This is a genomic window from Campylobacter sp. BCW_4341, from assembly GCF_001764255.1.
Taxonomy (GTDB): domain Bacteria; phylum Campylobacterota; class Campylobacteria; order Campylobacterales; family Campylobacteraceae; genus Campylobacter_D; species Campylobacter_D jejuni.
Window position 1 is genome coordinate 176,056 of record NZ_MKAH01000032.1, and the last position, 22,507, is coordinate 198,562.

Consider the following 22,507-nt stretch of genomic DNA (forward strand, 5'->3'; position numbering starts at 1 on the left):
ATACTATTTGATTTAAAAATCACTGAATTTCAATAAAATTCCACAAGGATTTAAAATATTAAAAAATCATACCAAAATATTGAAAATTAGATATTTGAGTTGATTTTATATTTGAAAAAATAAAATACTTTGCATAAAATTTATATCTTTGATTCTCTTCCAAATAAAATTAACATTTTATGCAAATTATAAATAATACTAATTTCTTAAAGAATAATCCTTATAAGAAAATTCTCTTATCATTTGAAGTTCATTTTTTGCATTTAAAAGCATGAGATTTGGAAGTCTTATACCATTAAAAGTTGTGTTTTTTACAATGGTGTAATGAATTTGATCTAAAAAAACAATTTTATCGCCGATTTTAAGCTTTTTATCAAAGGCGTATTCTCCCATTACATCACCCGCTAAACAAGTATTTCCAGTAAGCAAATAGGAAAATTCGTTCTCTTTTAAGTCTGAAATTTTTTCATTTTCTCTTGTGGCTAAAATTCTAGCATTTAAAACTTCACTTGTATAAGGCATGATGATAGTATCTGGCATATGTGCTTCGCTTGAAGTATCTAAAATGGCAATTTGTTTTTCATTTTCTATGATATCTACTACACTAGCCACCAAATTTCCTGTTTGCCAACCCACCGCTTCACCTGGTTCAAGATAAACTTGTACACCATATTTATCACTGAAATTTTTACACAAAGCAATAAGTTTTTCAACATCATAGCCTTTTTTAGTGATGTGATGTCCTCCTCCAAAATTCACCCATTTCATTTGCCCTATCCATTTACCAAATTTCTCTTCAAAGACCTTTAAAACAGCTTCTAAAGCGTCAGCACTTTCTTCACAAAGTGCGTGAAAATGAAGTCCTTCTATAGCATTTAAATCCACATTTTCAAAATCTTTAGCACGAATTCCAAGTCTTGAGTATCTTCCACAAGGATTGTAAAGTTCTTTTGGGGCTAGAGAAAATTCAACATTACAACGAAGACCTAAGGAATTTTTTTGTGTTTTGCTTTGAAATTTATGAAATTGAGCTAAAGAGTTAAACACTATATGATGAGATAAACTGGCTATTTCACCTATTTCATCTTCTTTAAAAGCAGGTGAATAAGTATGAATTTCTTTATCCATGTATTCTTTAGCAAATTTTGCTTCCCAAAGTCCGCTACAAGTACAACCTTTTAGGTATTCTCCAACAATTTTCATCGCTCCTGAAAAAGCAAAACCTTTTAAAGCTAAAAGCACTTTAGCACCACTTTTTTCACCAACACTTGCTAAAAGCTCACAGTTTTTTCTTAATTTATCTTCTTCTAAAATATAAGCTGGAGTTTGAATTTTTTCATAAAACATTATTTTTCCTTGATTAAATTGCTAAAATCATAACAAAATTAAACCAAATTTTCAAAATAAATATTTACTAAAACTAAAAAAATAATGACTATAATACAAAAAATCAAGCAAAAGGAAAAACTAATGAATAGAAGAAATTTTTTAAAATTTAATGCACTCACTCTAGCAAGTATGGGTGTAGCCTATGCAAATCCTATGCATGATATGCACTCCATGCATAAAAATCATTCTATAAATCATGACTTAGATACTTCTTTTATAAACTTTGCTCCAAAAAATTTAAAGCTTTTAGATCCAAAACAATTCCCCCAAGGAGAAATTTTAAAAGCCTTGCCTTTACTCAAAAATGAAAGTAAAGAAAAAAATATTTTTCGTGCTACCCTAGAAATCAAAGAAAATCATATAGAGCTTATCAAAGGTAAAAAAACCTTATTTTATACTTACAATGGTCTAGTACCTGCTCCAAAAATAGAAGTTTTTGAAGGAGATAAACTTGAAATTTTAGTCAAAAACAAACTCAAGGAAGCTACAACTATACATTGGCATGGCGTTCCTGTGCCACCTGATCAAGATGGAAGCCCACATGATCCTATCTTAGCAGGAGAAGAAAGAATATATCGTTTTGAAATTCCTCAAGATAGCGCAGGAACTTACTGGTATCATCCACACCCTCATTATACCACTTCTAAACAAGTTTTTATGGGTTTAGCAGGGGCTTTTGTGATCAAAGCAAAAAAAGATGCTTTAAGTCATTTAAAAGAAAAAGATTTGATGATTAGCGATTTGCGTCTTGATGAAAACGCTCAAATTCCAAACAACAACCTAAATGATTGGCTAAATGGTAGAGAAGGAGAATTTGTACTCATCAATGGACAATTTAAACCTCAAATCAAACTCGCCACAAACGAACGCATACGCATTTATAATGCTACTGCAGCAAGATATTTAAATTTACGCATACAAGGAGCTAAGTTTATACTTGTTGGTACTGATGGTGGACTTATAGAAAAAGCTATTTATAAAGAAGAACTTTTCTTAAGTCCTGCTTCTCGCGTAGAAGTTTTAATCGACGCTCCAAAAGATGGGAATTTTAAGCTAGAAAGTGCTTATTATGATAGGGATAAAATGATGGTAAAAGAAGAACCTAATACCCTATTTCTAGCCAATATTAACCTAAAAAAAGAAAATGTAGAACTTCCAAAAAATTTAAAAATTTTCAAACCTTCAGAAGAACCTAAGGAATTTAAAGAAATAATCATGAGTGAAGATCATATGCAAATGCATGGTATGATGGGAAAAAGTGAAAGCGAATTAAAAATCGCTCTTGCGTCTATGTTTTTAATCAATGGCAAAAGCTATGATTTAAAACACATTGATTTAAGCTCCAAGCTTGGAGTAGTTGAAGACTGGATAGTGATAAATAAATCTCACATGGATCATCCTTTCCATATACATGGCACGCAATTTGAACTCATCTCATCAAAACTCAATGGCAAAGTTCAAAAAGCCGAATTTAGAGCCTTAAGAGATACTATAAATGTGCGTCCTAATGAAGAATTAAGACTTAGAATGAAACAAGATTTTAAAGGACTTAGAATGTATCATTGTCATATTTTAGAACATGAAGATTTAGGAATGATGGGAAATTTAGAAGTAAAGGAATAAAATGGTAAAAGTGGAATTTTTAGGCCCCATAAATAAAGAAAATTTAGAACTTGAGGTAAAAAATTTAAAAGAATTAAAAGAAATTTTGCAAAAAGATGAGAGTTTAAAAGAATGGCTAGAACTTTGTGCCGTATCTTTAAACGATGAAATCATTTTTGATGAAAACACTAAGTTAAAAGATGGTGATAAAATAGCACTTTTACCGCCAGTTTGTGGGGGTTAAATGGAACATTTTACACTCTATCAAGGCTCTTTAGATATTCCTAAAATTTATAGCCAATGGTATGAATTTGCCAAGGATAAAAACTGCGGTGCTTTGCTGACTTTTTGTGGTATTGTGCGTGAAGAAGGAGGCATTGAGGCGCTTAGTTTTGATATTTATGAACCGCTTTTAAAAAAATGGTTTGATGAGTGGCAAAAAAGAGTAGATTTTGATGGTATTAGCTTGCTTTTTGCTCACTCTATAGGCGATGTGGCGGTTCATGAAAGCTCTTATTTTGCAGGAATTTTAAGCAAACAAAGAAAATTAGGACTTAAACTCCTTAATGAATTTGTTGAAGATTTTAAAGCAAGCGCACCTATTTGGAAGTATGATGTGATAAACAAAGAAAGAATTTATGCTAAAGAAAGATCAACCAAACTTTGCGGTGCAGGACTTTTAAAAGGATAAAAAATGTTAATGTCTTATGAAGAAAGTTTAAAAATTTTACACTCTCATATCAAAACCTATGAAAAGATTGAAAAAATAGCTCTTACAGAGTGTTTAGGACGCATTTTAGCTCAAGACATAAAAGCCCCTAAAAATCAGCCTGAATTTCCAACCTCGGCTATGGATGGTTATGCGATCAAATTTGAAGATCAAGATAAGCCTTTAAAAATTTTAGGCCTCACACCTGCAGGCACTATGCCACAATTTAGCGTGCAAAATGGCACTTGTGTAAAAACCTTTACGGGCTCACTCATGAGCGAAGGAAGCGATACTTTAGTCCCTGTTGAAAATGTACGCGTAGAAAATGATACTCTTTTTATAGAAAAAAAAGTTCCCCAAGCTTTTGCCGTGCGTGCGGTAGGAGAAAACTATAAAAAAGATGAAATTTTACTCAAAAAAGGCACAAAGTTAAATTATAGCGAGATAGCTCTTTTGGCTGAACTTGGATTTTTTCACATTAGTGTGTTTATAAAGCCTATTGTAGGGGTTTTAAGTAGTGGAAGTGAGATAAAAGATCTAGGAGAAGCCTTGGAAAATCCTGCTCAAATCCGCTCTTCAAATCATATCGCCATAGCTAATTTAGCTAAAAATTTAAATTGCGATACAAGGGTTTTTCCTCTTTTAAAAGATGATGAAAAAGCCACTTTTTCTACCCTTGAAAGTGCTTTGCAAAGTTGTGATATTTTAGTTACAACGGGCGGGGTTTCTATGGGGGATTTTGACTTTTTAAAAAAAGCCATCAAAGAATACGAAATCATCATCGATAAAGCCGACATAAAACCAGGTAGACATATCAAAATAGCCAAGGCTAATGAAAAATTCATTATCGCCTTACCAGGTTTTCCTTACTCGGCTATGGTAATGTTTAATCTTTACGCAAGAGAGATTTTAAACTCTTGGTTACTTCAGCCTAAAGACTATATTTGCAAAGCCTTCTTACAAGGAAGCTACAAGAAAAAAACACCTTATTTGGAATTTGTCGCTTGTAACATAAAGTTTGAAAATGGACGCATTTTAGCTAATCTTGAAGGTAAAAAAGAAGGCTCTAGTGCGATTATAAACAATCTTAACAATAAAGCTGCCCTTATGGTGGTGCCAAAAGAATGTGAAATGTTAGAAAATGAAAGTTTAGTGGATATTATCTTTATGCCTTAAAATTATTTAAATAATTTTATTTCGATTTTAATCAACCATAAATTTCAATAAATTTCAAATTTGCAACCTCCTTTTAGTGGAGTAATTAGCCCTAGCGGAGTTTCAATCCACTAGGGTTTTTTAGTCCCTTTTTAAATTTCTTTATGGTAAAATAGATATTTACCAGATAATGAAAATTTCAGGGTTTTTTAATAAAAATAGCAAAAATTATGCTATAATCTCATAAGAAATTTAAAAAGGGACTAAAATAAAGAGTTTGCGGGACTCTGCGGGGTTACAATCCTCTAAAACCGCTTTTAAAATTCAAATAAATTTTGCTGGTGATATTTTTCTTGTTTTTTGTTTAGTTGTATTTCTTCATTATTTGAATTTTTGTATTTAAATTCTCCATGACTATCTATATCAAAAAGCGTTAAATTAGTTTCGTTATTAACTTTTGCCACCAAGCAAAAATTCCATTTTATCAAATTGCTCTAATAATACAAGCCCTAATGATTGCATGGCCATAATTTAAAGCAGAATTTTCAAAACAAAGCTCATCTCTTGAAAAAGAAGCACCAAATAAAGTTTTAAAATACAACGCCGCCGTAACAGCTTCAATATTTTACTATCATTTAAGCTTGCTTTTTTAGCCAAATTTATAAGCTCATTCATTTGCTCTTTTGTGATTTTTGCACTTTGAAAATGCCCTAAAAAAGGAGTAAAAACACCATTTATACTATGAGTTTCATCGTAACTCATTTTTTAGAATCTTCTCTTTGTCTAAACTCAGCCTTTGTCACTTCTCCAAGCACTGAAACTATATATTTTTCAAATACTTTTAGATTTTAAATTCTTATACTTTTTGCAATGACTTCTTTTTCATTTGCATTTTTAAACAATATTTTTTCATTTTTGCTTAGCGTTTCAAATTTATTATCGTGTTTTGAAACAGTTAGGCTAGCATTTGAGTTATCTAGCCTTTCATAATAAACAAATTCTGGCTCTTGCATATCTTTAGTTTGAATTAAAATCAAACTATCTTTGTATAAAGAAAAGCAAAACTCATAATTTTCATCCATTAAAATCCAGTCTTTTATCTCACCTTTTTTACTTCGTGCTACAGCTTTATTTGGTAATACTTTTAAAGCAAAATCCATAGTATAAATTGGCACAGCATAAAATTTATTTGTCTTTTTGTGTTTAAAAATATCCACTCTAAACATATCGCCATTTTTAACTATTTTACCATTTACTTTGCGGATTTTACCAAGCTCTAGGGCTTTTAAAACTCCTTCTTTTCCGCCGTATGATTGATAGAATTCTTATTCTTTTCTAAATGTTTCTTCATGTAAAGCTCCACTTGGCTTTTTTCTCTCAGGTTTTGAGACAAAAATTTCATCAATTTTATCTAAAAGCTTTTGCCTAAAACCACTAAAAGGCTCAAAAAACTTCCTTTTGTTTTTATAATCTAATTCACTAATTTTTTTTGCATAAAGCTCTGCAGTGTTGCTTTCTTGCTCTTTTTTAAAATCTGAAAAATCCTTTACGATAGAATTATTTACATAAGCAATAATTGCTGCATCGATGGCGTGATGAAGATGATTGTTTCTATTCTTAGTGCTAAAGCCCCAAGTGTGCCTTAAAGCGGATGTTAGCATACCGCTTTTTGCTTCTACATATACTTTTGAGACTTTTTGTGTATCGTTTAATTTTGTATTTTCATCATCACTTAAAGGTAAAAAATCTAAATAATCTTTAGTATAGTTTAAAACAAGCCTTGCGATGTAGCGAGTATCGTTTAGATTTATATCTTTAAAGTCTTTTTGCTCTTTGTCTTTGTAATTTTTATCTAAAATTCTTTTTTGCTTTTTAATAGATAGGTTTTTTGCTAAAACTTCAATTTTCTGCCATTTTGCACTATCATTGCCAAAGGCTTTAAAGGGGTTTTATTAAGTTTTTCTTGATTTTGCTTGGTAAAAACTAAAACTTTATTCATGTAAGAATCATCAAAACTTCTAGAATAAGGGTAAATATGGTCAATTTTAAGCATTTTTTTATCTTGCAAATCACTAATTTTAATCTTTTCCCCACTATAAACACAAAATTCTTTTTGTTCTTTAAATAATCTTAATTTTAAAATATTTTTACTATTTTTTTAAGCCTAGTTTTTCACATTCAAGTTCAGCGTCTTTTTTGGCCTTGTAGTTTTCGTTTTGCTCTTTTTCTATTTTAGCTCTTTAGTTGTGATTTTTATCTACTTCTCTTGCTAATTCAATGTTTATTTTATGCACTTTACCATATTTTTTAAGCAAGGCATTTAAGACCTTTCTATATTCTTTAATCGCCCTTAAAACCACAGGATTAGTTACTTCATCTTTGTAATAAGTTTCATTAAATGCGGGCAAAAAGTCTTTTTTATCTTCATTAAATGCTATTTTTAAATTAAGCTCACTGCAAGCTTCATCGTATTTTTTAAAGGAGTGATAAGTTTTAAGGCTTTAAAACTTATATTTAAATGGTTTTTAAATTCCAATTTGCTTAAGCTATCAATTTGATTTTGATTTAAATCATATTTTGCTAAAGCCTTTTTAAGCTTAATCTCATCTTTTATAAGGGTAATACTTTTGCTATTTCATTTAAATCATCTTGGCTTAAGCTATGCTCACCTAGGGCTTTTACAAATTCTTTATATTTTTTAAACTCAATAAAATAAGTTCCTTTTTCTCCTTTAAATTCATAATCATCACTTAAAACTAAAAGCTTTTTTTGTTTGTTTATAAGTTAGAGTGCCATTTTTTAAAACTTCATTTAAAAGCGTGTTTAAATCATCTTTTGTATATAAAATTCCTTCAGTATTTTTAAGATTATTTAAAAGATTGATAATTCTTGTAAGTACTACAAACATAAAGGCTAAGGGCGAATTTTTTGGCACTCATTTTTCACCAGTAAAAAACTACAATTTTCCACCAAATGAGAAAAATCCTTTAAAGCCCTTTTATAAAATACTACACTAAGCACCTCTTCTTCAAATTTTTTTGAAAAAGAAAGACCAAATTCTCTTTGCTTTTGAAAAATAAGCTTTAATTCATCTTTTAAAAAACTTTGCACTATACAGCGTTCATAACTTTCTTTTTTATTTCTAACATTTATAAATTCTTTGGAATTTTCTTTGAATTTTTGAAAATACTCTTTATAAAGATACTCGCCTACACTTTGATAACTTACTAATTTTTCTTCATTTTGCTTGATAGCTTTTAAAATCTCGCCTTTTTCTTCATCACCATTATTTTTAATATCATCATAGCCACGCCTTTTTGCAATATGTAAAATCACTCTTGCAAAATCTTACTTACTTAAAAGCTCGTTTAAAGCTCTAAATCTTAACTCATAAGGGCTAATTAAAGAGCCTTTATAAGCCTTAGCTAAACTCTCATCAAAGCTTTGATAATCTTCGTAATTTAGCGATTAAATGTCTAAGTAATTTAGCCTTGCTTTGCTTCTAGCAAGGTGTTTTCTAGCACTTCTTGCAAGGCGTCTAAGGCTAAGGATTCTCCTGTTTTAGGATTTTCAGCTTTTGTAAAATCCTAGCTCCACATTCTTTTAACTCATCATTTTCGCTAAATGCCCAGCCAATAGAGCTTATACCTATATCAAATGCCAAAATTCTTGCCATACTAAATCCTTTGTGACGTTTATGATTTATTTATAATTATAATACAAAAATCATTTTTTATGCAAATATGAATTTTTCAGTAACCAAACTATACATATGTTAATTTTGCAATACAAAAAATAAGTAATTTTTAAATAAAAAATATTTTTTATTTAAAAATTTAGCTAAAATTAAATTCATAAGCTGTAAATTCAGGAGAAATCATGCCAATTTTTATGATATGTTCTACACTTTTAGCGGTAATTGTCGTTGCTTATTATATACTCAAAAAATACAATCCCATTTTTGTATTTTTTCTTTCAGGTATTATCTTGCTTATTTTTGCTTTTTACATCACAGGAACACCTATACCAAAAGCCCCAAGCAGAGAACATGCAAGCTTTTTGAATGTTTTACTTGATAGCTATGCTTTTATCACAGCAACTTTTAAAAGCCAGCTTTCTGGAGTAGGACTTATTATCATGAGTGTGGCAGGTTTTGCTGCTTATATGAAACATATCAATGCTTCGGCAAAACTTGCTTTTTTAGCAAATAAACCCTTAGAAAAAATCAAAAATAAATACTTGATTTTAAGTGGAACTTTTGTTGTTGGAATGGCTTTAAAAATTGTCATTTCTAGCTATGCTGGATTGCTTTTGCTTTTGTTAGCATGTATTTATCCTGTTTTAATCTCACTTAAAATCCGTCCTATTACAGCTGTATGCGTGCTTTCTTTAATTGCACTTGATTATGGTCCAAAAGATGGAAATTCAATCAATATGGCAGATATGGTAGGACAAAGCGATAATGTCGTAGGGCTTTTTTTTAAATTACCAAATTTATAGTGTGATTGCCTATGTTGTAGTTATTGCCATCTTGATTCCTTTTTATTTTGCTTGGATTGATAAAAGAGATAAAGAAAAAGGTGTTTTAAATGATGAAGTTGAAATTCCGCAAATCATTGATCCTAAATGTCCCACTTTTTACATACTCTTTCCTTGGTTACCTGTTGTATTTTTATTTACAGCGTATTTTTTTTACTATCAAGCTCGATGTTGTGACAGCAAATTTTGTAAGTATTTCTTTAGTTTTTCTTGTTGAATTTGCAAGACACAGAAATGCTAGAAAATTAGGCGAAGATATGATGGTGATTTTAAAAGCTATGGCTGAAATTTTTATCTCAGTCGTAAGCATAATCATCGCTGCTGGAGTATTTGCTGAAGGCATTAAAGCACTTGGTGGAGTTAATATCCTTGCTAACGCGGTTTCAAATCTTGGAACAGGAAATTTTGCATGGTTTGGAATTCTTTTGAGTATAGCTATTTTAAGCTTTTTAGTTTATTTTGCCACAGTGATTATGGGAAGTGGAATTGCTGCTTTTAATGCTTTTGGAAAACTAGCTCCTGATATGGCTACAAAATTAGGCGTTGCACCTATTACTCTAGTTTTACCTATAGAAATTGCATCTTGTTTAGGTCGTGCAGCTTCACCAATAGCAGGCGGAATCATAGCTTTAGCTGGATTTGCAAAAGTAGCTCCAATGGATATTATAAAACGAACCACTCCTCTTTTACTTATCGCTATGCTTGTAAATGTACTCGTAGCCTTTTATCTAGCACAAACCAATCCTTTGCCAAAAGAACAAAACACTACAAAAATAGAACTTAAAATACACAAATAAAGCGTATTGACGCTTTATTTTCACTCTAAAACAATACCTTCATTAATGCAAATTTCGCCGATAATAAAGGCATCTGAATTTTCTAAAACCTTACTTACATTAGAAGGATCTACAACCATTACTAAACCCGCTCCCATGTTAAAGCTTCTATACATTTCGCTTTCTTCTACAGCCTGTCCTATAGTATAAAAAATTTCAGGAGTTTTAAGATGATGTTTGCGTATAGTTGCACCCATACCACGAGGTAAAACGCGTGGTAAATTTTCTACTAAACCACCCCCTGTAATATGTGCTAGAGCACTGATATAAGGCTTTAGTGTAAGAAAATCACGCACATAAATCCTTGTAGGTTCTAACAAAATATCAATTAAATTTTTACCCTCTATCTTGTCATCAAATTTTAATTTTAAACTTTCAAAAAGTACTTTTCTAGCTAAAGAATAACCATTTGAATGAAGTCCTGAACTAGGAAGTGCCAATAAAATATCACCATTTTTAACAAATTTACTTCTATCAATCTCATCTTCTTCAGCCATACCCACTGCAAAACCCGCAAGATCAAAATCATCTTTTGCATACATTCCAGGCATTTCAGCAGTTTCTCCGCCAATTAATGCACAATTTGCCATCTTACATCCCTTGGCAATGCCTGATACAACAGCCTTTGCTACTTCTACTTCGAGCTTGGCTGTAGCATAATAATCTAGGAAAAACAAAGGCGTAGCAAAATTACAAATCAAATCATTCACACACATTGCTACTAAATCTTGCCCTATAGTATCATATTTTTTAGCATCAATTGCCAAGCGAAGCTTGGTACCAACACCATCTGTTGCACCTAAAATCACAGGCTTTTTAAAACCACTTGGCATTCTAAAAGCACCAGCAAAAGAACCAATTCCGCCTACAACATTATCATTAAAAGTTTCTTTAACCAAAGGTTTTATAGCCTCTACAAAGGCATTTCCATTATCTATACTTACGCCTGCATCTTCATATGAAATTTTCATTTATTTTCCTTTAAGAACTAAAAAGGTATTTTAACGAAAAAAGTTTTAATAAGGCATAAGATGAAAAATGCTTTTTTTGTAACCGCTTCAATTGCTTGTGGCAAAAGCACTTTTATAGAAATAGCGAATTCTTTAGGCTTTAAAAGCATTAGTGCAGACAAAATCGCTCATAAAATTTTAGATGAAAATGCTTTAGAACTTGAAAAGATTTTTTCTCCCTTTAACTTAAAAAATTTACTCACAAAAGAAAAGAAAATCGATAGAAAAATCCTTGGAGAAATTGTTTTTAACAACAAAGAAGCTAAAAAAACCTTAGAAAATTTCACTCATCCTAAAATTCGAGCTAAAATTTTAGAACAAATGCAAATTCTAGATAAAGAAAATAAAGCTTTTTTTGTAGAAATTCCTCTTTTTTTTGAAAGCGGTGCTTATGAAAATTTAGGCAAAGTCATTGTAATTTACACACCTAAAGAATTAAGCCTTAAAAGAATCATGCAAAGAGATAAGCTCAGCTTAGAAGCTGCAAAAGTGAGACTTGATTCTCAAATAGATATTGAAGAAAAACTTAAAAAAGCAGATTTTATCATTAAAAATACTAATTCTTATGTCGATTTTAGGCAAGAATGTGTTAAAGTAATACAAGAAATTTCTAAAGGAAAAATGTGAAATTTTATAAATATTGTGCAAGTGGGAATGATTTTGTCATAACAAATGCTGATAGAAAAGAAGATAGAAGTGCTTTAGCTAAAGAACTTTGCAATCGTTATGAGGGCATAGGTGGGGATGGCTTTATCGTGATATTGCCTCATGAAAAATACGACTTTGAATGGGAATTTTATAATAACGATGGCTCAAGGGCTGCTATGTGTGGCAATGGCTCAAGGGCTGCGGCACATTTTGCACATCATATTAACAAAATAAATCCTAACATGAGTTTTTTAACCGGTGCAGGAATAATAAAAGCAAAGGTAAATCAAGATAAAGTTGAAGTATCTTTAGGCAAAATAAAAAGCGTGCAAAATACTTTTGAAGAATTAGGAAAAACTTGGCAACTTTGCGACACTGGAGTTCCACATCTAGTGCATTTTTGTCAAAATTTAGATGAATTTGATACAATACTTTGTCAAAAAATGAGACAAAAATATAATGCCAATGTTAATTTTGTAAAAATTTTAGATGAAAATCATTTAAAAGTTCGTACCTATGAACGCGGAGTTGAAGATGAAACCTTAGCTTGTGGCACAGGAATGGGGGCTTGTTTTTATCTGGCATTTTTAAATAAAAAAGTACAAAATAAAGTTAAAATAACTCCTAAAAGTGGTGAAGAGGTTGGGTTTACATATAAAAATGAAGAATTGTTTTTTGAAGGAAAGGTAAAGTATTGTTTTGAAGCCAATTATAATTTTTCTTAGTCTTTTTCTAATCCCACTTTTTGCTGATGATCTAAAAAATGGCTTTGGAGAGGAATATTACAAACTTGATATAGATCAAAAAAGACAAATTTTTTTTATAAAAATGAATGAAATGTTTGATCAAAGCTTTAAAAAAATTGAACAAGAAAGAGCTTTTATCGAAGCCTTTTTTAAAGATGCTTACAAAACAGGCTTTAGGACTTCAAATCAAACAAATCTTGAAAAACTTATCACGATAAAAAACAAATATCGCATTGAAAATCTTTATGATTTTGCAGAATATAAAAAACGTATTCAAAAAATTCCAAAATCCATGGGTATAGCCCAAGCTTTAGTTGAAAGTGCTACAGGTACAAGTCGCTTCGCAAGAGAAGCAAATAATCTTTTTGGAGAATGGACTTGGGGTGAGAAAGGTTTAATTCCTGATTTAAGACATCCAGATAAAAAACATAAAATTAAGATTTTTGATAGTCTGCAAGATAGTGTTTACTCTTATGTTTTAAATTTAAATCGTCATTTTGCTTATGAAAAGTTTCGCGATGCAAGAGCTAAATTTGCAAGCGAAGGCAAAGAGATAACAGGACTAGAGGCTATTAAAACTTTAGATTCTTATTCTGAACGCAAGGGATATTATATCAATCTTATTACAAAAATCATCAAACGATACAACCTTGAAAAATACGATACAAACTCAAACAACACCTAAAATCCAAGTGAAAATTTATCAAAAGATATGACTTCAAATTTAACCCCTTGCTCAAAAAAACTATCCTCGCTTGAAAGAGTGATAAAAATCACATGAAAAATTCCAAGTTCTAAAGCCTTTGGTAAAATTTTCTTAGCACGTAATTTAATCAAATCAATATCTAAAGTTGGACTTGAAATATAAGCAATTTTAGATATTTGGCTATAAAAGTTAAAGTATTTGTTATAAAAAAATTCTTCTTTAAATTTAAACAACTCGCTTAAAACTAAATTTTCAAATAAATGTGAAAAATCCTTTGAAATACAAAGATTATTTCTTAGGCCAAAATCTTTAAAATAAATCTTTTGAAGTTTTTTTTCATCATGTTTTAAAGTATAGATCACATAAGTATTTTCTAATTTTTTGATAGCTTGATAAACACTATCTTTTGAAGTTTTTAATCTTTTTTTGAGTTCTATAAATATCTTAGAAATACTGATTTGCTGACCCAAATTTAAAGCTAAATACTTTAAAATTTCTAATTCTAAAAGAGTAAAGCTTTGTCTTAGAAGTATGTTTTTTTCTCCAAATTTACTGCGTCCACTTTGCAAAAAAAGACCTACTAAATTATTTATAGGTAAATTTTTCTTACTTACACTAATAAATTCTTCAAAATCAAAATAATCAAGTTCAAGCTCTTCAAACCCATTTACATTTAAATCTTTTATATTTGTACTTAAGATGATGGGAATGTTAATTTTTTCTAAATTAGGGATAAAATCCAAATTATAAAGGCAAAGAATTTTAATTTGTAAATTTTCATTCAGAAAATCAGCAAGTCTTTCTAAACTTTGTTTTTCAAAGCGTGTATCATATAAATCTAAAAACAAAATTTCACTTGCTTTAAATTGAGATAAAAAATTAAAAATAAGTGTTTTTTTACCACAAAATCGTGGGCCTTTTATGATAATATTTGGTTTTGAAATTTGATTTTTTCTTTCATAACTTACTTCAAATTTAGGGTGGTTTTCATAAAAAAAATTAAGTACTTTCAATTTTATCCTTTAAAAAAGGATATTATAACCTAGTTTGTATAATTGGGGCATAAAGCCCCTTAAATTACATTTTGCAAGCACCTTGTAAAGTAGCGCCTATCATCCAAAGACTTTTTTCATATTTTGCGATATTTTCTTGTGCAAAAGCAGCTGTTGTAGTATCACTTTCTTTTTCTGCTGCTTCATTGAGTTTTTTAAATTCTGCTAAAAGATATTCATAATCTTGTTTGATCAGTTCTATGACTTCAAGCGGAGTAAAGCAATCTTTTGCAACTTTTGGACTTTTCGCATTTTCCATTAAAACTTTTTGGCAAGTGATGGCTTTTTCGCCAAGTTGTAAAACTCTTTCAGCGCAACTATCAAAAAGTTCTGCCATTTCTTCATAAGCTTTTTCTGTGTATTCGTGTATAGAAAAAAATTGCAAACCTTTTACATTCCAGTGATAATTATGAAATTTAACCCATAGATGATGAGCATCTGCTTGCATTTGTAATAATTGTTTTGTAACTGACATGATTGACTCCTTTTTTTTAATTTTTAAAATTATAACATAAAATTCTTAAATAATAATTATTATTAATTAAAAATTTTTATTCTAATTTTAACTTAGAATCATTATACTCTTTTTTAATGAATTTTGATTAAGAATTTAATATATTTTTTAAGATCAACTTTCCAACTTCCACACCAGGTTGGTCATAGGTGTTAATCCCTAGCATAACACCGCAAGTTGAAGTAAAAAGTTCATAATAATACATCAAATATCCCGCATGCCAAGCGTCAAGTTTTTCAAGTTCTATCACATCAACACTCAAATTTTCGGCGATTAAAGCGTGCATAGTTGCATCACATTGAGCGTTTAAAAGTTCGTGAAGATTGACTTTATTACTTAAAGAATCTAAAAATTTAAAATGAATATCAGGGATAATAGGTGCTTTTTGAGCGTCTTTGATTTTTAAAAAAGTTACAGTTTTATTTTTAGGTCCATCCATGATGAGTTGTAAAAAACTATGCTGATCTCTTGCTCCAATGAGTGCAATAGGAGTTAAACCTATGCGTTTATAGCCTTGCTTTTTACCTAAACTTTCAGCAATAAGCTGGATATACCATTCATTAAAGCCTTTAAAAGCATCACTATATGAAAAAAGTACATTGATATTGGCATTTTTGTGTGTACAATAATGATAGGCTTTTTGTAAAATTTCATCTTTTTTGTGAGTAAAAAAATCTTCAAAACAAGCTTTAGCTCCTTCTAAAAGAGCTTTGGCATTATAGCCACAAAAACAAAGCGGAACTATACCTACAGCTGAAAGTATGCTAAAACGACCTCCTACATTTGCAGGGATAAAAAAGCATTTAATACCTAAATTTTCACCTTCTTGATGAAGTTTTGAATCCTTATCGGTAATAAAAACAAAGTATTTTTTTAATTCTTGCATATCAAGTTTAAAATGTTCAATAAGAAGTTTAAAAAGCGATACAACTTCTATAGTGCTACCTGTTTTACTGATGATTAAAAACAAACTTTCTTCAAGCTTGATTTTTTCTAAAGTCTTATTAAAAGAATGTGAACTTGTGTTATCGAGTATAAAAAGTTCTCTTTGATTACTTTTTTCATTAAAAAGCATATCACGCAAGGCTTTTACACCGCAACTTGAACCACCCATTCCCACTAAAACAATATTTTTTATGTGTTCTTTGTCTTTGATAAAAGCCAAACTCTCATCAATCAGGCTTAAGCTCGTGTCAATAAGATGATAATACCCTATATCTCCACTTTTTACCTCATCATTAATACGATTTGCATAAGAGCTTATAGTGTGAATTTCACTTTGTTTAAAAAAAAGTGTATTGTTTAACATTTACTTTTCTCGTAAAAATAATTTGTAGCCTCTACAAAGCCTTCTACACTTCCACAATCAAAGCGTTTACCTTGAAATTTATAAGCTAAAACCATACCATTGGTTGCTTGAGTTAAAAGTGCGTCGGTAAGTTGAATTTCTCCATTTTTTCCTGCTTTAGTATTTTCTAAAATTCCAAAAATATCAGGAGTTAAAATATATCTTCCTATGATAGCAAGATTACTTGGAGCTTCATCAGGACTTGGTTTTTCTATCATAGAATTAACCATGATAAGATTTTCTTCTACAAAATTTCCAGAAATTACTCCATAGTTTGAAACTTGCTCTTTTGGTACTTCCATCACAGCTATGATGGTGCAGCGATATTTTTCATAAATTTTTACCATTTGAGCCATAACATTTAAGCCTTCTTCATTGACACACAAATCATCAGCCAAAATTACACCAAAAGCTTCATCGCCAACCAAAGGTTTACCTTTTAAAACCGCATCACCTAAGCCTTTCATTTGATTTTGTCTTGTAAAAGTAAAGGTGCAACGATTGATCAAAGAGCGAATTTCATCAAGTAAGTATTCTTTTTTTGTACCTGAAATTTGATGCTCAAGTTCATAAGAAATATCAAAATAATCCTCTAAAGCTCTTTTTCCACGTCCTGTTACAAATCCCATATTTTCCATTCCTGCTTCCAAAGCTTCATCAACCCCATAATGGATCAAAGGTTTGGTTAAGATAGGTAACATCTCTTTAGGTAAAGTTTTTGTTGCAGGTAAAAATCTCGTCCCATAACCTGCCGCAGGGAAAATACAAGTTTGAAGCATAAAAATTTCCTTTTATTTTTTTTATCATTATAGCTTATTTTTATGAATTTTTATGCAACAAGGCAAAGTTCTTTTTGCTTGTTATTCAAACTCTGCCTTAGCTAATTTAACAATGGTTTCTACTACTCCAGAATCTTCGAGCGTTGAAATATCTTGTTTGATTTCTTCACCTCTTGCTATAGTTCTTAAAATTCTTCTCATTATTTTACCACTTCTAGTTTTTGGTAAACCTGGAGTATAAAGAATTTTTTCTATTTTAGCTATAGGTCCTATCTCTACTCTTAAAATGTCATTAAGTTCTTTTAAAGTTTCTATAGCTCCGCCAAGATCACAACTGGATGTAGGACTTAAAACCACAAAAGCAAACAGTGACTCGCCCTTAATCGCATCCAAAATACTCACTACAGCTGATTCTGCTACACTTGGATGTTTAGCAATAGCGCTTTCAATTTCAGCCGTTCCTATACGATGTCCTGCAACATTAACCACATCATCTGTTCTTCCTGTGATGGTAATATAACCATTTTTATCGTAAAAAGCACCATCGCCACTAAAATATACAGCTTTTCCATCTTTTTTAGCTTGAGAAAAATAACTTTCTATATAACGTTCATCATTACCCCAAATTCCACGAATCATCGAAGGCCAGGGTTTAGTTATACAAAGCAATCCATTTTCACCTTCATCTTTTTTATTGCCTTCTTCATCAATAACTTCTGCAAAAATTCCTGGTAAAGGCAAGGTGGCACAACCTGGTTTTAAAGGAGTAGCGCCTGGCAAAGGCGTGATCATATGTCCACCTGTTTCTGTTTGCCACCAAGTATCGACTATAGGACTTTTAGTTCCCCCTATTTCATCATAAAACCACTTCCAAGCACTAGGATTTATAGGCTCTCCAACCGTTCCAAGCACTTCAAGCGTACTTAAATCATATTTTCTTGGCTCATCAGGTGCATCAGCATGAAGCATTCTTATGGCAGTTGGCGAAGTGTAGAATTTGCTTATTTGATACTCTTCTATCATTCTCCACCAACGCCCAGAATTTGGATAAGTAGGAGTTCCTTCATGCATTATAGTCGTTGCTCCACATGCTAAAGGCCCATAAACTACATAAGTATGTCCTGTAATCCAACCCACATCAGCACTACACCAATAATTATCATAATCTTTAATATCAAAAACCCATTCCATAGTCATTTGTGCCCAAAGTATATATCCTGCACTTGCATGCATAACTCCTTTTGGCTTGCCTGTTGATCCTGAAGTGTAAAGCAAAAACAACAAATCCTCGCTATCCATGATTTCGGGTTCACACTTATAAGATTCATTTTTCACAAGTTCGTTATAAACATAGTCCCTTCCTTTAATATATTCTATAGGCTCATTATTGCGTATAACTATAAGTACTTTTTCTACACTTTCACACCCTTCACTTAAAGCCTTATCTACTGCAGGTTTTAACATATAAGGTTTGCCACGACGAAAAGCACCATCAGCCGTTACTACAAGTTTAGCTCCTGCATCTATAATTCTATCTCTTAAGGCTTCAGGAGAAAACCCTCCAAATACCATACTATGAATAGCCCCAATCCTTGCACAAGCTAACATTACTATAGCTGTTTCTGCAATCATAGGCATATAAATTACAACCCTATCGCCTTTTTTTACTCCGAATTTTTTAAGCAAATTGGCTGCCTTGCAAGTTTCATGCAATAATCTTCTATAAGTATAAACTTCATAATCCCCCATTTCACCTTCAAAAATCAAAGCAGCTTTATTGCGTCTTGTTTTCATATGACGATCAAGACATTGATAGCTTACATTTAAAGTTCCACCTTCAAACCATTTATAAAATGGAGCTTTATCCTCATTTAGCACTCTTGAAAAAGGCGAAAACCACTCGATCTTCTCAAGTGCTTGTCTTTTCCAAAAACCTTCAAAATCTTCCTTGGCTTCATCGCATAAATCATAGTATTCACATAAATTTTTTATACGAGCATTACGAGAAAATTCTTTACTTGGCTTAAAAAGCTCTTGATTATTTTGATTAAGCATAAAAACTCCTTTATGATTATTTTTAAACATTATATAAGAGTTTATTTGTATTAAATACAAATTTAAAAAATAATTAAGATAAATTTTATAAAAAATGAGAATATTTGTAATATTTTATTTAAATTTTATAATGTATGTTAATTTAAGAAACATATTGCATCTTCATAAAAATAAAGACTGAGTTCTTTGTATAATTTTAAATCGAATTTTAAAAATTCTTGTTTTTCTAAAGCAAATTCTAAAATTTTATCCATACAACTTACCCTTATAAAAACATCACTTTTCCTACTTCTAAGTGCTATAATATAACATTTTTCTAAAATAAACTCATAATTATTTTTTGGGATATTTTTAGAATTAAAAAAAGAAATTTTATAAGGATCAATCGCAATTTTACTTGGAGGTTTTTTAAAATCTTTATATTTTTTACAATTACTAAAATCTATAAAATTACAAAATTTTACACCTTGATTTTCTAGCTCAAAAACATTAGTATTTTCAAATTCTAAAATTTCTCCACTGTGTAAATAAAGTTTTTTTTGAGCCAAAGAATCTAAAAAATGTTTATCATGGCTTGCGATTAAAAAACCTGTATTGAAATTTTCGTGCATTTTAAGAATAGCTTTTTTAAATAAAAGCGTAGTATTTTTATCCAAAAAAGCACTCGGTTCATCAAGTAAATAATACTTCGCTCTTACGCTTAAAGCTATAGCAAAAGCTATTTTTTGACTTTGTCCTGATGAAAGTTCATTAGGATATTTACTTAAAAGACTTTCATCTAAATTTAAAAACATCAAACTTTCTTTTATACGTTCTTCGATATCTTCTTTAATCCCATAAGTTTTTAAAGTAAATAAAAAATTTGCCCTTACGCTACGATTTAACAAAATAGGCTCTGGAAAAAGCAAATAAATTTCACGCTTTTGTTTATTATTAAGTTTAAAATTTCCAAAATAAGAAATATTTTTTGAAAAATCTCCTTCTAAAAATTTTAATATTCTTAAAAATGTAGATTTTCCACTTCCATTCGTTCCCATTAAGATGCTAATTTTACTTGTATCAAGTTTTAAATTTTTAATTTTTAAAACTTCTTTGTTTTGATAGTTGAAAAAAAGATTAGAAATTTCTATCATTTTATGTTCTTTTAAGTTTGTGTGTAATGAAATTTAAACAAAAGGCAATGAGAATTAAAACCAAAGCCAAAGCTATACCACTAGCAAATTCGCCTTTGTTGGTTTCAAGAGAAATAGCCGTGGTTATGGTTCTAGTGTCGTATTTAATATTTCCACCCACTATCATCGCTACTCCTACTTCTGCTACAATGCGTCCATAAGCTAGTGCAACGACGCTAATCAAAGCAAAGCGTAATTCATAAATCATCATTAAAACAAGTTTTAAAGGACTTAAGTGAAAAGATTTTATAAGTAAAAAATGTTTTTTATTCATATTTTCTATCAAATTTGAAAAAAGTGCGATCACTATAGGAAGTGCTAAAATAAACTGCCCTAAAATTAAAGCCTTTATAGTAAAAAGTAGTCCAAATTCTCCCAAAGGTCCTCGACTTGAAATCAGTGCATAAAGTATAAGTCCTACCGCAACTGTTGGAAAAGAAAGGCTAGTATCTATGATAAGTTTTATAAAGCGTTTAAATTTAAAATCAAAAAAGCCTAAGATAAATCCCAAAGGAAAACCTATGAGCAAAGCTAAAACTATAGAAATACTTGAGCTTAAAAGTGTAGTTTTTATAGCTGAAATTACACTTTCATCAGCATTAAAAAGTAAAAATAAAGCTTGTTTAAAACCATCAAAAATATAATCCAAAAATATCCTTTTTAAAATAAGTAATTTTAGCATAATTATGCTAAAATATTTTTTTATGTAAATTTATAAGGAGAAAAAATGAAAAAAATCATTTCTTTAGCCCTTGCTTTAGCTTTAAGTGCAAGTGCAGCAGAACTTAAAATGGCAACCACAACAAGCACTGACAATACAGGACTTTTAGATGCTCTAAAGCCTCTTTATGAACAAGAAAGCGGCAATACCTTAAAATGGGTTGCAGTAGGAACAGGTGCGGCTTTAAAAATGGGTGAAGATTGCAATGCTGATGTACTTTTTGTACACTCTCCAAAAGCAGAAAAAGAATTTATAAAAAAAGGTTTTGGCGTGGATAGAACCCCTGTGATGTATAATGATTTTATCATCATTGCGGATAAATCAATAGCTTCTAAATTTAAAGGCAAAAATTTAAAAGAAAGTTTAGAACTTATCAAAAATGAAAAACTCACTTTCATCTCAAGAGGCGATAAATCGGGTACTGATAATAAAGAAAAAAGTCTTTGGAAAGATCTTGGTGGTGTGCCTGAAAAAGAAAACTGGTATCAACAAAGTGGACAAGGTATGCTAGCAAGCATTAAAATCGCTGAAGAAAAAAAAGGTGTGATTTTAACTGATCGTGGCACTTATATCAAATATGAAGCCAGTGAAAAAGGAAATCCAAGTTTAGTCATTGTAAATGAAGGTAATGATAGCCTTAAAAATTTTTATTCTGTTATAGCAACAAATCCTAAACATTGCAAAAATGTTAATTATACTGAAGCTAAAAAATTTATCAATTGGCTTACAAGTGACGATACTTTAAGTTTTATTAGCGGATTTAAACTGCTCTATAAACCTTTATTCGTAGTTGATGCAAAAACAAGGAAAGATTAAAATTAAGCAGGTTTTAGCCTGCTTAAAATATTATTTTTACTTATTGTAACTTTTTTATTTATTTTTCAAAACTTTCAGCTTATTTAAAATTCTTCTTTAGATACAATAAAATCAATAATTAAATATACAAGGTCAAATAATGTTCAAAGTAGATTTAAATAGTGATTTAGAGGAAAGTTTTGACACCTATAAAATGGGAATGGATGAAAAAAATTTTAAAAATTTGTAAGCTCAGCAAATGTCGCCTGTGGCTTTCATGCGGGTGATCCTTGTGTAATGGATAAGACCTTAAATTTAGCCAAGCAAAATGGTGTTTGCATAGGAGCACACCCATCTTATCCTGATCTTTTGGGTTTTGGAAGACGCAATATGCAAATAAGCTTTGAAGAAGTCAAAAACCATGCCTTGTATCAACTAGGAGCTTTGGCTTTACTAAGACAAAAGGTATGAAAATACAGCATTTTAAAGCTTATGGCACACTTTATAATATAGCAGCTATTGATAAAAATTTAGCGATAAACGCGTTGTAAAAATGATAAAAGAAGGCAAAGTTACAAGCATAAATGGCAAAGAAATTGATTTAAAAGCGGATAGTATTTGCGTTCATAGGGATAATGTAAAAGCTTTAGAATTTGTTAAAAAAATCAAAGAAAATTTAGAAAAAGAACAAATTCAAATTTGTGCTTTGGAAAATTTTATATAGGTTTTAA

Annotated in this window: 18 protein-coding genes and 4 pseudogenes; 10 read left to right on the top strand and 12 right to left on the bottom strand. The window is 30.4% G+C overall.

Features of this window, described 5'->3' with window-relative positions:
* Window positions 1-198 precede the first annotated feature (198 nt).
* Window positions 199-1,347, bottom strand: coding sequence for a carboxynorspermidine decarboxylase (gene nspC / locus AJN70_RS05435; RefSeq protein WP_044778903.1), 1,149 nt, complete (start codon window positions 1,345-1,347; stop codon window positions 199-201).
* Between the two features lie 123 nt (window positions 1,348-1,470).
* On the opposite strand from nspC, the gene cueO reads away from it, so the two are divergent.
* From cueO to AJN70_RS05455, 4 genes are read left to right on the top strand one after another with little or no spacing between them, the layout of a single operon-like run.
* On the top strand, window positions 1,471-3,012 hold the full coding sequence (gene cueO / locus AJN70_RS05440) for a multicopper oxidase CueO (protein WP_070292223.1): 1,542 nt from the start codon (window positions 1,471-1,473) through the stop codon (window positions 3,010-3,012).
* A 1-nt stretch (window position 3,013) separates the two neighbouring features.
* Complete coding sequence (locus AJN70_RS05445) at window positions 3,014-3,235, top strand: MoaD/ThiS family protein (RefSeq protein ID WP_002779488.1); 222 nt, start codon at window positions 3,014-3,016, stop codon at window positions 3,233-3,235.
* Complete coding sequence (locus AJN70_RS05450) at window positions 3,236-3,682, top strand: molybdopterin synthase catalytic subunit (RefSeq protein WP_002855371.1); 447 nt, start codon at window positions 3,236-3,238, stop codon at window positions 3,680-3,682.
* Between the two features lie 3 nt (window positions 3,683-3,685).
* Window positions 3,686-4,876 carry a molybdopterin molybdotransferase MoeA gene (locus tag AJN70_RS05455; protein WP_070295578.1) on the top strand — a complete coding sequence of 397 codons (1,191 nt, stop codon included), beginning with the start codon at window positions 3,686-3,688 and terminating at the stop codon, window positions 4,874-4,876.
* A 296-nt stretch (window positions 4,877-5,172) separates the two neighbouring features.
* On the opposite strand, the gene AJN70_RS09480 is transcribed toward AJN70_RS05455, so the two are convergent.
* The 3 genes and pseudogenes from AJN70_RS09480 to cas9 form a co-directional block, all read right to left on the bottom strand.
* Window positions 5,173-5,319 carry a hypothetical protein gene (locus tag AJN70_RS09480; protein ID WP_173405586.1) on the bottom strand — a complete coding sequence of 49 codons (147 nt, stop codon included), beginning with the start codon at window positions 5,317-5,319 and terminating at the stop codon, window positions 5,173-5,175.
* Between the two features lie 23 nt (window positions 5,320-5,342).
* A pseudogene (locus AJN70_RS09345) lies at window positions 5,343-5,617 on the bottom strand (type II CRISPR-associated endonuclease Cas1); the annotation flags it as partial.
* Window positions 5,614-8,531: pseudogene (cas9, locus tag AJN70_RS05465) on the bottom strand (type II CRISPR RNA-guided endonuclease Cas9). The pseudogenes AJN70_RS09345 and cas9, both read right to left, overlap by 4 nt.
* Before the next feature lie 203 nt (window positions 8,532-8,734).
* Here cas9 and dcuC point away from each other — a divergent pair.
* Window positions 8,735-10,191, top strand: a pseudogene (gene dcuC / locus AJN70_RS05470) (C4-dicarboxylate transporter DcuC).
* Between the two features lie 20 nt (window positions 10,192-10,211).
* Here the strand turns inward: dcuC and purM are convergent.
* Window positions 10,212-11,201 carry a phosphoribosylformylglycinamidine cyclo-ligase gene (purM, locus tag AJN70_RS05475; RefSeq protein ID WP_002862173.1) on the bottom strand — a complete coding sequence of 330 codons (990 nt, stop codon included), beginning with the start codon at window positions 11,199-11,201 and terminating at the stop codon, window positions 10,212-10,214.
* A gap of 60 nt (window positions 11,202-11,261) precedes the next feature.
* Here purM and coaE point away from each other — a divergent pair, with 60 nt between their 5' ends.
* Genes coaE through AJN70_RS05490 form a run of 3 tightly spaced genes read left to right on the top strand, consistent with a single transcriptional unit; the run spans window position 11,262 to window position 13,319 of the window.
* Entirely contained in the window at window positions 11,262-11,867 is a 606-nt protein-coding gene (gene coaE / locus AJN70_RS05480) for a dephospho-CoA kinase (protein WP_002860686.1), read from the top strand.
* Window positions 11,864-12,613, top strand: a complete 750-nt coding sequence (gene dapF / locus AJN70_RS05485) for a diaminopimelate epimerase (protein WP_002867218.1) — start codon at window positions 11,864-11,866, stop codon at window positions 12,611-12,613. The genes coaE and dapF overlap by 4 nt, the downstream gene beginning before the upstream one ends.
* Window positions 12,588-13,319: a glucosaminidase domain-containing protein gene (locus tag AJN70_RS05490; protein WP_002855377.1), complete on the top strand. Its 732-nt coding sequence runs from the start codon at window positions 12,588-12,590 to the stop codon at window positions 13,317-13,319. Before dapF ends, AJN70_RS05490 begins: the two co-directional genes overlap by 26 nt.
* On the opposite strand, the gene AJN70_RS05495 is transcribed toward AJN70_RS05490, so the two are convergent.
* The 7 genes from AJN70_RS05495 to tupB all read right to left on the bottom strand — a co-directional run bounded on the left by AJN70_RS05495 (window position 13,316) and on the right by tupB (window position 20,909).
* The gene (locus AJN70_RS05495; protein WP_002855524.1) at window positions 13,316-14,353 is read right to left on the bottom strand and encodes an ATP-binding protein; all 1,038 of its coding nucleotides are present in this window, start codon (window positions 14,351-14,353) and stop codon (window positions 13,316-13,318) included. The two genes, AJN70_RS05490 and AJN70_RS05495, sit on opposite strands and share 4 nt — an antisense overlap.
* A gap of 64 nt (window positions 14,354-14,417) precedes the next feature.
* A complete protein-coding gene (locus AJN70_RS05500) occupies window positions 14,418-14,867 on the bottom strand; it encodes a Dps family protein (RefSeq protein ID WP_002851546.1) in 450 nt (149 codons plus the stop codon).
* Window positions 14,868-14,994: 127 nt separating this feature from the next.
* Window positions 14,995-16,215, bottom strand: coding sequence for a glucose-6-phosphate isomerase (locus AJN70_RS05505; protein ID WP_002867077.1), 1,221 nt, complete (start codon window positions 16,213-16,215; stop codon window positions 14,995-14,997).
* Window positions 16,209-17,033: a UTP--glucose-1-phosphate uridylyltransferase GalU gene (galU, locus tag AJN70_RS05510; RefSeq protein WP_002871129.1), complete on the bottom strand. Its 825-nt coding sequence runs from the start codon at window positions 17,031-17,033 to the stop codon at window positions 16,209-16,211. Before galU ends, AJN70_RS05505 begins: the two co-directional genes overlap by 7 nt.
* Window positions 17,034-17,114: 81 nt before the next feature.
* On the bottom strand, window positions 17,115-19,088 hold the full coding sequence (gene acs / locus AJN70_RS05515) for an acetate--CoA ligase (protein WP_070295579.1): 1,974 nt from the start codon (window positions 19,086-19,088) through the stop codon (window positions 17,115-17,117).
* Between the two features lie 137 nt (window positions 19,089-19,225).
* Window positions 19,226-20,221 carry a tungstate ABC transporter ATP-binding protein TupC gene (gene tupC, locus AJN70_RS05520; RefSeq protein ID WP_044778913.1) on the bottom strand — a complete coding sequence of 332 codons (996 nt, stop codon included), beginning with the start codon at window positions 20,219-20,221 and terminating at the stop codon, window positions 19,226-19,228.
* Window position 20,222: 1 nt separating this feature from the next.
* Window positions 20,223-20,909 (bottom strand): tungstate ABC transporter permease TupB, encoded by a 687-nt coding sequence (gene tupB / locus AJN70_RS05525; RefSeq protein ID WP_002871132.1) that lies wholly within the window; start codon window positions 20,907-20,909, stop codon window positions 20,223-20,225.
* Window positions 20,910-20,987: 78 nt separating this feature from the next.
* On the opposite strand from tupB, the gene tupA reads away from it, so the two are divergent.
* Together tupA and AJN70_RS05535 are read left to right on the top strand one after the other, a co-directional pair.
* Complete coding sequence (gene tupA, locus AJN70_RS05530; protein WP_002862184.1) at window positions 20,988-21,797, top strand: tungstate ABC transporter substrate-binding protein TupA; 810 nt, start codon at window positions 20,988-20,990, stop codon at window positions 21,795-21,797.
* Window positions 21,798-21,936: 139 nt separating this feature from the next.
* Window positions 21,937-22,500, top strand: a pseudogene (locus tag AJN70_RS05535) (5-oxoprolinase subunit PxpA).
* Window positions 22,501-22,507: the final 7 nt, after the last annotated feature.